Origin of the sequence: Asanoa sp. NPDC049573 (genome assembly GCF_040676615.1) — a bacterium.
Classification (GTDB): domain Bacteria; phylum Actinomycetota; class Actinomycetes; order Mycobacteriales; family Micromonosporaceae; genus Asanoa.
Genome location: NZ_JBFAPI010000021.1, coordinates 25,441 through 39,398, shown reverse-complemented (window position 1 = coordinate 39,398; position 13,958 = coordinate 25,441). Strand labels below are relative to the sequence as shown.

Annotated in this window: 11 protein-coding genes; 2 read left to right on the top strand and 9 right to left on the bottom strand. The window is 68.8% G+C overall.

Translation table 11 applies throughout. The features are described 5' to 3' along the window. Together AB0J74_RS32910 and AB0J74_RS32905 are read left to right on the top strand one after the other, a co-directional pair. The coding region (locus AB0J74_RS32910; RefSeq protein WP_363455071.1) for a hypothetical protein at positions 1 to 260 on the top strand (260 nt) is incomplete at its 5' end. Positions 261 to 414: 154 nt separating this feature from the next. Beyond that, a complete protein-coding gene (locus tag AB0J74_RS32905) occupies positions 415 to 1,386 on the top strand; it encodes an LCP family protein (protein ID WP_363455068.1) in 972 nt (323 codons plus the stop codon). Here the strand turns inward: AB0J74_RS32905 and AB0J74_RS32900 are convergent. The 9 genes from AB0J74_RS32900 to AB0J74_RS32860 all read right to left on the bottom strand — a co-directional run bounded on the left by AB0J74_RS32900 (position 1,383) and on the right by AB0J74_RS32860 (position 13,909). Beyond that, a complete protein-coding gene (locus AB0J74_RS32900; RefSeq protein WP_363455065.1) occupies positions 1,383 to 2,375 on the bottom strand; it encodes a hypothetical protein in 993 nt (330 codons plus the stop codon). The two genes, AB0J74_RS32905 and AB0J74_RS32900, sit on opposite strands and share 4 nt — an antisense overlap. Before the next feature lie 2 nt (positions 2,376 to 2,377). Next, a complete protein-coding gene (locus AB0J74_RS32895; RefSeq protein WP_363455062.1) occupies positions 2,378 to 3,223 on the bottom strand; it encodes a protein phosphatase 2C domain-containing protein in 846 nt (281 codons plus the stop codon). 59 nt (positions 3,224 to 3,282) lie between these two features. Next, a complete protein-coding gene (locus tag AB0J74_RS32890; protein WP_363455059.1) occupies positions 3,283 to 3,954 on the bottom strand; it encodes a VWA domain-containing protein in 672 nt (223 codons plus the stop codon). Between the two features lie 26 nt (positions 3,955 to 3,980). Further along, positions 3,981 to 5,759, bottom strand: coding sequence for a VWA domain-containing protein (locus tag AB0J74_RS32885; RefSeq protein ID WP_363455057.1), 1,779 nt, complete (start codon positions 5,757 to 5,759; stop codon positions 3,981 to 3,983). A gap of 56 nt (positions 5,760 to 5,815) precedes the next feature. After that, the gene (locus AB0J74_RS32880; protein ID WP_363455054.1) at positions 5,816 to 8,299 is read right to left on the bottom strand and encodes a hypothetical protein; all 2,484 of its coding nucleotides are present in this window, start codon (positions 8,297 to 8,299) and stop codon (positions 5,816 to 5,818) included. Beyond that, on the bottom strand, positions 8,296 to 9,246 hold the full coding sequence (locus AB0J74_RS32875; RefSeq protein ID WP_363455051.1) for a hypothetical protein: 951 nt from the start codon (positions 9,244 to 9,246) through the stop codon (positions 8,296 to 8,298). Before AB0J74_RS32875 ends, AB0J74_RS32880 begins: the two co-directional genes overlap by 4 nt. A 271-nt stretch (positions 9,247 to 9,517) precedes the next feature. Beyond that, positions 9,518 to 11,284, bottom strand: a complete 1,767-nt coding sequence (locus tag AB0J74_RS32870) for a hypothetical protein (RefSeq protein ID WP_363455049.1) — start codon at positions 11,282 to 11,284, stop codon at positions 9,518 to 9,520. Between the two features lie 98 nt (positions 11,285 to 11,382). Next, a complete protein-coding gene (locus AB0J74_RS32865) occupies positions 11,383 to 12,078 on the bottom strand; it encodes a Crp/Fnr family transcriptional regulator (protein WP_363455046.1) in 696 nt (231 codons plus the stop codon). A gap of 82 nt (positions 12,079 to 12,160) precedes the next feature. Then, the gene (locus AB0J74_RS32860) at positions 12,161 to 13,909 is read right to left on the bottom strand and encodes a hypothetical protein (RefSeq protein ID WP_363455044.1); all 1,749 of its coding nucleotides are present in this window, start codon (positions 13,907 to 13,909) and stop codon (positions 12,161 to 12,163) included. Positions 13,910 to 13,958 lie beyond the last annotated feature (49 nt).

Here is a 13,958-nt window from a genome sequence, read left to right as displayed (position 1 = left end):
TGCCTCCACGTTGCGTCGTGATGGCTCGCGTCGACCCGCCGTCGGTCGGCCGGTTCGAGGTTCCGACACAATTCGGTATCTATCTCACCCGCTCACAACCAGATCTGGCGGCATTGATCTTCGACCTGTCCGGGCATCTCAGGCAAATCACTCATCGCTCACCGCACGGGTCTGAGCCGGGTGTGGACAGCGGCGGGCAACCGAACAATTCCACCCCTATCGGGCCACCCGCCTTCCTGGTTTTCCATCTGATCATGTGAAAGAGCAAGACAAATCGGACTCCGAGCGGTGCGTGCCGCCCGCACGGTTTCAGGTGGTCCGGGGCTGGCGCCAAGGATCCGTACAGGATTCATGAATAGCGTCGGTCACGCACGGTGTCCGCGGTGGTCGCCGGCTGACGGATGGGCTGAGCTGGTGCGGCGGAGAACACGACGGATCCTGATCGGCGTGCTGGCGACGCTGGTTCTGTTGGGCGCCGGCGGCGGCGTGGCGGCCTGGGCCTACGGCCGGTCGCTCAACGGGCACCTGGCCCGCACCGACGCGTTCGCCGGGGTGCCGGAGGACAGCCGGCCGGCGCCGGTCGTGAAGGGTGCGCTCAACGTACTGCTGCTCGGCAGCGACTCGCGCGATCCGGACAAGACGGCTGACTCGCGTACAGACACGATCATGGTGTTGCATGTCGACGCCGACCACAAGAAGGCCGAGGTCATCTCGATCCCCCGGGATACCTGGGTGTTCGTGCCGACCTCGCCCGACGGGCAGCACGGCAACACCATGGCGAAGATCAACGCGGCGTACGCCTGGGGCGGCACGCCGCTGACCGTGCAGACGGTGGAGACCTACACCGGCGTGCACATCGACCACGTGGCCCTGATCGACTTCGCCGGGTTCGCCCAGGTGGTCGACGCGCTGGGCGGGGTGGACCTGAAGATCGAGAAGACCATCAAGTCGATCCATCCGCCCTACCGCACCTTCAAGAAGGGCACCCAGCACCTGACCGGCGCCGAGGCCCTGGACTACGTGCGCCAGCGCTACCAGTTCGCCGACGGCGACTTCAGCCGAGAGCGGCACCAGCGCGAGTTCCTGCAGGCCCTGCTGGACAAGGCCGCGAGCGCCGGCACGCTGGCCAACCCGGTGAAGCTCAACAACTTCCTGCAGGCAGCGACCAAGTCCCTGACCGTCGACAACGACTTCGACCTGGTCGGCACCGCTCTCGACCTGAAGAGCCTGCGCAGCAAGGACCTGACCTTCATGGGCACCCCGACCGCCGGCACCGGCATGCGCGACGGCCAGAGCGTCGTCCTGTCCGACAGCACCAAGGCGAAGGCGCTGTTCCAGGCCGTCGCCGACGACTCCGTCCAGCAGTACCTCACGGCCAAGAGCTAGCTCTGCGCCGGTCGTCCTACCGAGCCCTCCAACGCGTGTCGCGGTGGGCCGGTCCTCGCCGACCGGGCCTGCGGGGTCGCGATATAGGTCCGGGGCGGCCGGGCGCCTTCTGACACGTCGAGCACCGGAACCCCCTGGCGTGGGACCGCAGGTGTTCGGGCCCGCCCATCCAAACCGCGCAGGGCGCGGTCCCACTCTTCGACGGTGGGCCGCCGGTCACGCGGCAGGGCCGCACGACGGTAGAGCACGCGGCAGGCCTCGGCGATGTTGTGTGGCACGCCCGGCATGGCAGGCGTCGATGCCTCCGGAGGCTCGGTGTCGGCGGACGCGGTCATGACTCTCATGATCAGATTGGCGATCTTGTAGCGATCGCTTGCCAGGTCCGGCGGGCCGGAAAGGGTGTGGTCGGTCCAGTCGATGGTCTCCTTCGGCGGCAGCACCGTCGTCCCGCCAGCCAGCCTGACGCCATCGCAGTCGATCACCAGCGTCTCGGCGGCGTCGCTCCACAAGACATTGGCCTGCGAAACGTCGCCGACGACGGCACCGTGCGCATGCAGGACGCGGAAGACGGCGAGGGTAGCTCGGAGGAATCCGATCCGGGCGGCTGCATCGAGAGGGAGGATGTCGCCCCAGAACCCGGTTCGCGCGAACATCAGGTACTGCAGCTGGCGTGGCTGCTGCGGGGAAGCAGCGGTGCGGCCGAGAAATCGCGGGGGAATCCGGCGCATCACGAACCCCACGGTGCGGGTCCCGTCGACGACCCGGTGGGCGGGCCACGTCGCACCGGACATCAGCACCCGTCGTTCGACGGCCGACAGCCGATGGGGAAAGTCGATCACCGCGGCCAACGCCTCCGCGTCGATATCCACGGTTCGGTATCGTTTGTAGGCGTCGTCGGGGCGATCGGGTAGCGCGAACACCTGGCCCTCCGCGCCCTCGCCGAGCACCTTCCCAAGGCGCAGCGCCGACAGCTGGATGTCGGTGCCCATGATCAGTCGACCCACACGCACACGGCGGTGCGATCATCACCGTAGGTTTGTGCCCGGAAGCTCAACTGCCAATAGAACTCGGCCAGGTCTGGAGGCCCGGCGTGCCACCAATCAGCCAGCTGGCGGGCGACCGGTTCGGTGCCGAGCGGTATGCCGAGCCCGTCGGTGCAGAGCACGACGACATCACCGGGCGCGAGGGTCGCCACACCGATCTCGACCGGCCCGACCTGGAGCGGCAGCGCGCTGGTCGCCGTATCGAGGACCACGTTCTGCGTGCCGTCGACAAACGCTGGTTCGAACGTGCCGCCCCGCAGCGTGAAAATGAGGCTGTCACCGACCCGGAACAGGACTGCCCGCCGCGAACCAGCTGACTCCCAACCGAAGACTGCGCCGACGACCGTCGTGGACAGCAGGTGTGGCTCGACGTCGTGCGCACGGGCGTCGACACGCAGACGGTCGGCAACAGCCGCGAATACCGAGTGGAGCCGATCGGAGAGCTCGTGTTCGGCCCCGGCGTCGAGCAGTGCGCCGAGGTGCTGCTGCAACTCGGCCTGAACGTGGGCACCTACGGCCGCGGCGCCCAGATGTGACAGCGGTTGGCTGCCGACCCCGTCTGCCACAGATGCGATCATCGCCGGCGTCGCTGAGGCGCTGTCAGCGGCGGTCCACAGCGCGAAGGCGTCTTGGCGAGGGCTGCCGTAGAAACGATGGTCGTCGCCCCGGATCGAGGCCGCGCGGACGGTGAGGCCACCAACCGTCCCACCATCGAGCACGGAGTCGGCGACCGGTTCGGCAAGCACCGGAAACCTGCCGGGCGTCGAGGTGAGCGTGGGTGCGCCGATCAGCACTGGCGGCGACGGGTACGTCGCCTCGGCGGCTTCCAGCCCGCCGCCGTCCGGACGACCGATCACACTTCCTCCGGTTCGAGTCTAGTGAATCCTTGGACCGTGTCCGGCTTGGAGAGCGCGGGTCCCGCCTCGGAGTCGGCCGGCCTGGTGGCCGAGAGGAGCATCGAGTGGATCAGCGACTTGGCGAACTCGGCGAGCGCCTGAGCGGGCCCGAGTTCGCCGTTGGCCATGTACGCGCTCATGGTCGCGACCTGACGGATGATGTGCCGATCCGCCCACCCGAAGCCGAACGCGAGAATGTTGGGATGTGGTTTCCAGCTCTCGTCGGTGAGGTCCCGATAGGCCTGTTCCCAGTCGTCATCGGTTGGTAGCCCGTCGGAAAGGAAGAAGACGGCCGGCCGGTAGACGCGGTGGCCCTCCGTCTTCAACCGGTCGACGTCGGCGGCGATGGTTTCGCGCAGTCTCGTGAACGCGGCTCCGTAGCTGGTGCCACCGTGCGCCTTCAGCGCCGGAATCGAAGACACGGCTCCCAGGTCCGACAGCGGCAGTAGCACTTCGGCGTCGTCGGCGAAACCGATCAGGCAGAGCCGGGCCTTGTCGGCGATGGCCGGTTGGCTCGCGATCTGATGGTGGATGTCCGGCAGTGAGGTGTTGACCGAGTCGATGGACTCACCGGCCATCGACGCTGACTCGTCGCAGACGAGGTAGAACGGCAGGATCTGTTGGCTCATGCGAACTCCTCGACGGGTAGCGCGGCTCAGTCAAATCGGGCGCCGGGCTCGTCAGAGACCGGTCGGTCGAGATCGGCCCACGGATCGTCACCGGCGGGCCGCGTCGCGCTCGGTGGCACGCCCGGGCGCCGCTGGTTGGGGGCGGAGCGGGAGGTGGGACGCAGCGGCGTGGCCTCCGGCGCCGGTGTGGCCCGGCCGACGGGGGTGTGGGGATCGGGGCCGGTCGCGGTGCCGAGCGGGTCGGAATCGCGGTTGGCGGATGGAAGCGCCTGCTCGGAGACCTCGGCGCGCGGCGTCGGCACCGGTCCGTGTGCCACCGGTCGGTCGACGGGCATCGGCGGGGTCTGCCCCGCGGTGGGTGCGACCGGCCGCGACTGCCAACGGAATCCGACGCTGCGTTCCATCCGCAACTCGTCCGGCGGGATGGTCAGCAGCATTCGTCGGGGCAGAAGGGGTGCGCCGCCGGCGACGACGAGCGCGGAGCGGCCGCGGCGTCGCCGTCCATGCACACGGACAACGCCGACACCCGGGACGGCGGGTTGCAGCGCCATTCGCCAGCCTCCACCCGCGAGCGGGACGTCGAGCCCGGTGCCTGGGACACCAGGAGCGGTGACCGTCAGCACTCCGCTGAGCCGTGGGTAGCGGTAGGCGGCGTACAACGAGCCGAACAGGAGGATGGCCAGAACCGTGTAGCCGAGAATCCAGGCCCACGGCCGACCGAGGTTGTCGGCGCCCATCCCCGCCTCGGTCGCCCTGGTCGCCGTTGGTTCGAACTTCAGACCCACCTGCTTGGCGGCGTTCGACCAGGGGCTGGCCAACGATGTCGTGAGATTCAGCGTATAGCTGGTTGTCGCCGGGGTACGGAACGCCCAGGTGCGTGGGCCGGCGGCCCAGTCCACGGTGATCGGCACCCGCAGATCCTGACCGGGCTCCAATGTGGTCGTCGGCACGAGCGTGGAGCCGCTGACGTCGGGGCCATCAACGTCAATCGACGTGTCGGAAATGACGAGCGGCAGATAGCGCGCTGTCGAATGGAGCGTGACGACGAGCTCGTTCTCGCCGGCTTCGAGCGACTTGACGTCGTCTGGCCAGCGCGCCTCCACGCCGGATTTCATGTCGTCGGTAAGCAGGCTGCGTAACTTGTCGGCCTGGGCCTGGGCCTTCGGCTGCTGGAGGCGTTTGGTGATCTGGCCGACGGCAGCAGGGTCGAGATTGGTCGTGCGACCGCGGAACACGCTGCCGAGCAGCCTGGCTCCGCTGGCGTCCGAACCGACCGGCAACGCGTACGCGTGGATGAAGGCCTGTGGCAGCGTCGCTGCCCGCTCGCGCAACTTGACCCAGGAGCTGCCGGACGAATAGGGGAACGACGTCCCGGACGGCGGTTCGTGCCGTCCGTCGGTGACCAGGACTACGGAGGCCACCGATGGCTTGGCCTTCGCCAACACGGTCACCGCCTGGTTGATAGCCGCCCCTACGTCCGTGTAGGCCCCCTTGGCCGAGCCCGGGAGTCGCTTTATCAGGTTGTCCGGCGAGGTACCGACCGGACCGTCGTACGCCAGCCTGGGCTTTCTATCGAAGGTCAGCAGGGTGAGGCGATCGTTCGGAGCCAACGCCGCGAAGAACTGGCGGAGCGCCTTGCGCAGTTCGATGTACCGGTTGTTCTGCTGCATCGAGCCGGACGTGTCGGCCAGGATCACGTACTGCGCGGGGACCTCGTCGATCTTCGCGGCTTTCTGAACGGCACCGAGCTCGAGCTGAGGCACCGGCGGCGGTGCCGCGGCCACGGTCGTGCCGATCACGCCCACGGCGGCCACACTTGTGCAAAACAGCAGTGCGACCGCGGCGGCGAGGCTCCTACGTCTCATCGGGCTCTTCCTTCCTCAGTTGCTTCTGTTCGACCGGCGGGAGGTGTCTGCCCGCGGCCGGACCAGCGGGCGCGACGGCTCGATCGGCTGGGCTTGACCTCGGCGCTGAGCGTTGTCAGCCGCCTCTGCTGTGCGTCGATGTGCCCGGGCAGGAAGCGCGACATGTTGGTTGCCGCCTCAGGCCCGGCCGCCTCGCCCAGAACGGCGCGGACGACGCCCGTCAGCACCTCATCGCCGCGGCGCGGCCCGGACCGTTCGGACACAGCGTCGGCCAGCGCGCTCAACACAGCGAAAACGTCCTCGGCGCTGCGGCCGGCCTCGATCCAGGGGCGCAGGACCTCGAAGACGTCCTGCTCCGGCACGCTTTCCGCAATGGCATCATGGACGGCGCTACCGAGGGCACGCCGGGCGCGAGCGGGGCTGGCGCTGGTGAGCATGGTGGCGCGCTGCAGTTCGAAACGACGGACAGACGCGAGCAGCTTCGGGCTGTGCTCGCGCAGTCGGGCCAACAAGCTCTCAGCGTCGTCGGCGGTCGCGGACAACAACTGGGGAAACTCGGTCAGGAAAGCCCCCAACTGTTCATAGACGAGTGGTCGTGCGGATTGCGGCACCCGGTCCGCGAGCGCGATCGCGAAGCGAACAGCCGATGGAGCCGGGTGCGTCAGGATCGATTGAGCCAATCCGCGTGCGCAGGCTTGCCCGGCCGGGGCGGTCAACTGAACGAAGCGTTGCCTGATCTCCGCGAGGTAGGCGGCACGATCTTCCTCGCCAAGGCTGAGCCGGCGAACGGTCGCGGGTAGGCCGACGCGAGTCAACAACATGTCGAGGGAAGCGCGGTGCGCGGGTGCCAGCGCGAACTCCGTGGCGGTGACGCGTTCGAGGTCGTTCGCCATTCCAGCGATATTGGGCAGCTTGGTGACGAGGCGCGCCCATGCCTCAGATGCACCGAGAATTGGCTCCGGACATCCGCGACGGAGCCCGACCAGGAGCAATGCGAGCATCGTCCGAGGCGCTTCGTCGAGCAGCTCCGCATCGTGCCGTGCTAGTGGCGCGCAGTGGCCGGCACTCATCGCGGCGAACGGGCCCAACCAGGGCGGATCCTGCGGTTCCGTCCGGTCTGGCCGCGCAGTGAGATATCGGAGCCAGTCATCGAGCCGCTGGGGCGCCGATCGCGCCAGCTGGATGAGGAGGTAGGTCGTGAGCCGCTGGTCCGAGATGAGCCGCTCGCGCACCACGGTGGACAACGGCGGCAGCCGCGAACCGAGAAATCGGACCGTCGGATCGGGTGGGTAGTCCCGTGCGCGGGCGAGTAGGCCGAGCAGGGCATCCTCGTCATGGGTGCTCTGTTCCAGGCCGCGCGCGAACCCGTCGTTGAGGCGTCCGTCGAACACGCCGTCGAGAAAGACGTCCGCGACCGGCTCTGACCAGTGGCGGTCGATCAGCGCGAGGTCGGACGGCTGGTCGAGGACCAACAGGAACCCGACCAGCTGGCCGGCGACATCCGGGTCGATCGATCCGGCTGGCTCCTCGCGTAACCGTTGCCGAACCTGCTCGGCCGTGGCCTGGCCCTTGCGGATCGTATAACGCAGGGCCACCGTACGGTCGAGGGGCGCGAGTCCCGCGAGGAGGTCATCCGGGGACCAGCCGTTCGGCTCACCCGCGGCCCACAGAGTCTCGACAACGGCGGGGATGCCGTGCTTGCCGGCGACCCACCAGAGCCGGTCATGATATTCGCGCGCCGCGTCCGTCCGCAGCGCCGGCAGGCCGTCGCCCGCCAGGTCGAACAGTGTCGCCCCGACGGTCGCGGAGCGGCCGTAGCTGAGGTGTGGCTGGATCGTGCCGTCGGGAGTGCTCCAGCTCGCCGCGACCAGCGTGGCGCGTAGACCGCGGGGGAGCAGGGCCAAGATGGTGTCGAGCAGGGCCAGCCGTTCGCCGGCCGCTGCCGACGGCGCTCCGGCGAGCACCAAGCGCCCGTCGAGGAGCGCCGCCGCGGCCAGTGGCATCCACCGCCAGTTCGGTCCTTCGAGCCGGGCGATCGCGCCTGCCGCGTCGAACTGGGCGATGGCCAACCGCGGCATCTCCCCGTCGAGCGGGGTCAGGTGCTGGACAGCCGCATGCAGGTTGGCGTAGCCAGCGCCGTGGACCGCGCTCCACGGGAGCTCGAAATACCGTGTGCGGGAAACCGGCCGACCGGCCCGGTCGCGCACCGCGGCCGGTGGCCACTCGTGGATCACGACGGCCAGCTTCACGCCATCTGGCCGGTCCACCGGGCCGACCACCACCCACGGGAGCGCGTCTGTCGTGCCGGGCGGACTCGATGTCGGCGTGCCGAGAACGAACTTCTGGATGAGACTCTCGTACGCGCCTGCGTCGTGGCCGCCGCTGTCGTCGGCGGTGATCTGATAGCGCGCATCGTCGGCGAGTTTGGTGCGAACGGCCCAGCGGACGTCGGCCTGCGACGCGGTCGAACCGCTCGTCACTCGGCCACCGCCTTGATCCGCCGCTCCAGGTCGATCAGCGGCTCGAGCACGTTGACCGGGTAGACCGAGCCGCGGATCTGGCGCTCCTCGTCGACCACCCGGACGTTGCCCGGGTCGCCCGGCCAGAACCGCTCACGCTCGTCACGGTGGAACCCGATCGACGAGACCGCGTAGCAGGACACGTGCGCGAACGTCGTTTCCAGCAGGGATCGCACCTCGGTCGCGCTCGCTCGGCCGACCTCCGTCCGGATCCGTTGGTCGATCCAGTCGTAGTAATCGTCGATCAACTCGTTCGGGATGCGTGGAGAGCCGTCTTCTCGGACGGATACGAAGCCGGCGTGGTACGCGCCCTCGAAAATGGTCGGCTCATCGAACTTGGTCACGCACAATGCCACGTGCTGAGGCAGGGTGCCCTCGCGGGTGAGCCGCCCGCTCTGCTCCGCCTTGGTCAGCATCCAGTGCACGAACTTGTCGATGTAGTCGTGGTTGGTGAGCGTGCCGCCGGCCCGGTTGAGCTCCAGCATCGGGTCGAACAGAATCACCAGGGCGTCGGCCTGCACCATTCGCTCGACGGCCGCGGCGTGGGCCCGGGCGTCATCCGACTGCAGCAGAAACGCCTCGCCGGGCAGGTCGGCGACGTCCAGGTAGAAGTCGATCTCTCGGGTCACCCAGGTGCGCTTCCAAGGGAGCAGCGCCTTGGTGCGTGAGGTCTCGGAGCCCTGCACGTGCCAGCTGAGGTTGGCGGTCGCGACGGTGGCCTGCGGGAACGAATGGTTCCGGATCTCCTGCCGCAGCAACGTGACGAAGTCGCGGGAAGCGTCGTTCGCCGCGGTCATCTGCCACGGCCGTACGCCGCTGCCCCGGCGCCGCTTCTCCGCTGCCAGCCGTTCCACCGCGAAGCTCAGTGTTCCGAGGTAGGTCGTCTTGCCCCCGCTGGCCGCACCCACCAACCCGAAGCGGACCTGTCGGTCGGGGCGTTCATAGCGAAACGGATGTGCGCCCCCCGACGCCGCTGACGAGGCCGACCCGGACGACGCAGACCCCGCCTCGGCGTCGCGCGCCGGGCCGCCGTTGGCCGACGGGCGATCGGCCGGATCCGGCCGCCAATCATGCTGGGTTCCCGCGCCAGGGTGCCCCGGTGGAAACTCCGGCCGTTGTGCCTGGCGCGCTCTGGCCGACCGGATCGGGCCGGGATGCGACGGGTCCACTGTGTCCTCCTCAGCCCGGCGCCGTGCCGGCGTACGCGAGCGGGCTCGACTCGTCGACCAGCGCGACGCCGAGCATTTTCATCAGGTGTTCCACGGTCGCGTCGGTCGAATAGACGAGTCCGTCGCGACCGAGTTCGGTCCAGGCGCGGTGCGTTCGGTCAGTCACCAGCCGATCCGTCGGTGGCACCTCGCGACCAGGGTCGTGCCAGACGGCGACGCGGCTGACCGTGCCGAGCGCGTCGAGGCTCTTCTCCCAGTCGATGCGCCGCGGACAGTGGCCGGCGCGGTCCTGGGTCGGGTGCGGCGGATATGGCCCACGGCAGCCGATCGTGACGAGCACCCGCCTGGCATCGGCGCGCCAGTGCAGGGCCGCCGCGTCTGCCAGAGCATCCTCGACCGCCGCCGCGTAGTCGTTTCGATTGGGCAGGGCGGTCAGGCCGGTCAACTCGGCGAGTTCGTGAGGCGAACGAAAATCCCAGGTGGCGACCGGTGCCGGGCTCGGCGCGTCAAGATGTTGGCCGTATGCGACCACACCGACACGGATCAGCTCATGGTGAAACGTCTCGCTGGCCAGCGCCGCGAGCGTGGCCCGGGCGAGCGTCAGACGACCGTCGCCGCCGACCCGCTCGATCAGAAAGGCAATGTCCGCCGGCTCACCGAAGAGCCGGCGCGGAACGGCAGCTAGCAACTGCGGCCACGCTCTGGCGTCGTCGTCGGTCCGGGCCACGTGGGCGTCGGCGGGTGAGACGTCGACCTCGGCGGCCGCGTCCAACCGCAGGCGTAGCCGGCCGCGGTGGCCCCGTGGCACGTGGAGGCGGGGCAGGCTGACCGGAGTCCAGGCCGCGTAGGAGGTTCCGGCGTCGCGGATCACCACCGGCAACGTCACCGGCCCGTCCGGCCCAACAGGTGCATAGACCTCGATGTCGCGTGGTCCGCCAGGCGCGGCGCCCGCGACGAATACCGGCTCCGGTCGCAAGGCGACCGAACCATCGGGATTGGACGTCATGAAGACGATGTCGTAGGTGGCACGCAGCGGCAGCTGGCGAATCACGCTCTCGAGAAAGTCATCGAGGTTGCCGTCGACCGAGTGCACCACGGTGGTCGCCGCGCGCCAACGGCCGGCGAGCCGCTGCGCGGCGAGGCCCAGCAAGGCCCAGCCCGGTTCGGTGAGCAGCACCACGACCGCGCTGCCGGTCTCCGCCTCCGGCACGCGTGGCAGCGCGGCGACGAGTCGCTCGAGATCTTCGGCTGGGAACCGGTCATGGCGTCGGCCGATCCCGCCCGCCAGTCGGAACCGCTGAGCGAGCCGGTCGCCCTCCAGCATGGGCCAGAGCCACCGCCCGGCCGCTGTCACGCGCGTGGTGCCGACATCGTTGGTGTCGACGAGGTGCGTTCGCAGGCCGCGCGCGTCGATGGTCGCGACGACGATTCGGCGCAGGTCCTGCCCGGCGACGGCCCGCAAGAGGTCGGCGATGTGACGCCAGCGCTCGTCGAGCTTGCGGTGGGGTGCATAGGCCTCGACTCCGACCCGGTCGACGTCGTCGGCGTCTGGATGACCCCGCAGCCAGCGGAGCATCCGGTGGAGATCACCGTCGCGGCCGGCGGCCGCGAGATGAGCGGCGCGCAGATCCCAGTCTGTCTGTGCCGCGCGGCGGGCCGCGTCGCCGCGTCCGCCGTCGCGCCAGCCGCAAACGCCGCACAGCGGCGCCGCGACGGGCGACCATCGGCAGACAACGCAGATGGCGTCGGGCGGTGCGACGGTCGGAGCGTCGGACATGGCATCCTTCGGGACGGGGAGGGTCGATGATGTCCATCGTCGAGCGGTTCTGATCATCGGTGTAGGACAGCTGGCGCACATGCGGCGACCAGCGCCCGCTACGCCGACCGTTCGTGGCGGGCGATCGTCCGCAGCCGGGCGGTCTCCTTCAGCAACATGGAGCGGCGACCGGTGTTGATCAGCCCCTCTTCGCGCCATTGTTCGAGCGTGCGGACCACCGTGCGCCGAGACACCGCGAGGAAGCCGGCCAGATCGTCCTGCGAAAGCGGCAAAGCGATTTCGACCTGGTCGCCGTCACGTTCTTCCCCATAGCGATTGCCGAGATCCAGCAGCAGATCCGCTAGCCGGGCTGGCAGTGGGCTGGACACCGCGGACGTGCGTTGCCAGTCGGCTTCGCGCAACCGCGCGATAAGGCATCGCTGCACCACCAGGCGTACGTCGCGGTGGCGCTCCACGTAGGTCGTAAATCGCTCCACCGGGAGGGTGAGGGTCTCGGCGCCGATGACGGCCTGGACGTTTGCCGAGCGCGGCAGCTGATCGATGCTGCCCAGTTCGCCGATGAGGTCGCCCGGGTCACGAAGCGCGAGTATCGCCTCGTAGCCGTTGGGCAGGTGCGCCACGATCTTGACGCAACCGCGCAACAGGATCATGACGACCGACGCAGGCTCGTTCTGCCGCATCAACAGCGAGTTGGGCGGAAAGGTTTGGAGATAGCCCAGCCTGGTGAGCCCGTCACGGCTTTCGGCCGACAACGACTCCCAGAACGTTGTGCGCCACGGCTTGTGATTGATCAATCCAATGAGCCTCCCGCGAGGTGCCAAGATAACGGGAGGCTACCCGAAAGCCGGACCGGCGCGCGCCATGCGAAAGTCGCGCCTAAACCTCCTCAGTGACTATGTCGAACCCATCTGGATGTCCAATATAGAGTTCGTCCGTGCCCTCAACCAGGGCCGCTGCGAGCCGCCCGAGGTTGGACAGCAGACTGGCGGTGAATGCCCGGATGGCGGCGTGCACGTCGATGTCACCCGGACTGGTGAAAGCGAACTCGGCTCGGGTCGCTAGTCGCTTGATCAGAAATTGATCGACCCGACCGACGCCGAAGACGGCGATGTGCGGCGCGGCACGGCGACTGGCCTGGTCGGTGAGCCGGCGCTGCGCCTCCGACCACGGATCGCCAGCCGTCGGCATCGTCAGGCTGAGCAGGAAGACCAGTGGCCGTCGCACCCGATGGCCGGCCGTCTTGAGCGCGGCGACGTCTTCCGGGATCCGCCGGTCGAGCTCGTCGAGGACCGGTGCATACCGCGCGGCGCCGCGGGGCTTCAACACTGGTCGCGGCGCCAGATCCCGCACGGCGGCGAAGTCCTGAACCGTTCGCGCCGTTTCCCCGATGCCGATGATCGCGAGGCGCAGCGCCGCTGCCGCGCCGCCCTGGCGGGTCAGCGCCGCCACCATCTGGGCGAGCCCCTCGTCAACCGTCGGCAGGTAGGCGGCCGCGCCATCTGACTCGTCGAGGACGAGGTAGACGGGCTGCACGAGGACGGTCGCGTCCGGAGGTTGTGGAAGGGTCATGTCGATGGTCGGCGTACGCTCGCGGGGTGGGCGAACGACAGGTGGCGGGCGCTCGTCTTCACCTCGCCGAGCCGCGTCGCCGCCCATCGTGGCGGAGGCTGGCGGTGTCGCTGGTGACGGCTCGGTCGGCCGCACTGGTATGGCCTCGCGTCCAGCCGGCAGGGCCGCGCTCGGTCGCGTGGACGAGACCGACCTGGGCGAGTCGTCTGGCCGGATGACGGTCGCCGCGACCCGCCGCCGGTCCGTCGGCGGTAACATCCCGTGGCCGTGCAGGAAGTCGATGTCGTTGAGATGGTCCTGCCGTTCCTGCCGCCGCCATTCGCGGTCTTCTAGCTCGTATTGCCGACGTCGCTCCAGGAGTTTGTCCTCGTGCGCGAGTTCCCGTTCGTAGCGGCGGGCCTCGTCTTCCCTCTTCTTGTCGAGCAGATCACCCGCCTTTTCGGGATTGATCGCCAGGACTTCGCGCTCCAAGTCCTCGACGTTGCTGCTCGACGGACCCGCCGCGCGCAGGCGCCGTCGGACCTCGATATCACCGTCGGTCTGGATGCCACGGATCTCCTGCTCCGCCTGAGCGGCGTCCTTGTCGATTTCGCTCCTGACCCGCCCGATCCTGCGGTCGGCGAGCACCTGGTCCAGCTCGACTGTGCTCTTGAAATCGCCTTCGCGCAGCTTGAGGGTCACGGTGCAGCCGAGGATCGTCAGACCCTCGGTCATCACCAAACGGCTTGCGAACAGCGCGTCCAACTCGTCCTGGGCGGCGTTGAGATCGTCGAGCTGGTATCGACGCGCGGTCGCGCGGATGCCGGTCATCAAGTGCCCACGCACCCAGGGTTCGGCGTCCTGGATGCGACGGCGCACGATCTCCTTGGGGTTGGTCACGCGGAAAGCGGCCGAGATGTCGGCGGCGAACACGTAGGGCGGCCTCGCGCTGATCAGATCGTCGACCGAGAAGTGGACGCTGAGGTCGGAGGTGTCGACGTCATAGCGCATCTTGGGCAGCCGTAGGTCCGTCCGGCCGACGATCCGGTCGGCGGTGAAGAGCTCGTTGTCTGCCATCTGGTAGACGAGAGCGACGTGCGCCTCGATCTCGTCCCGGCGAGCGAAC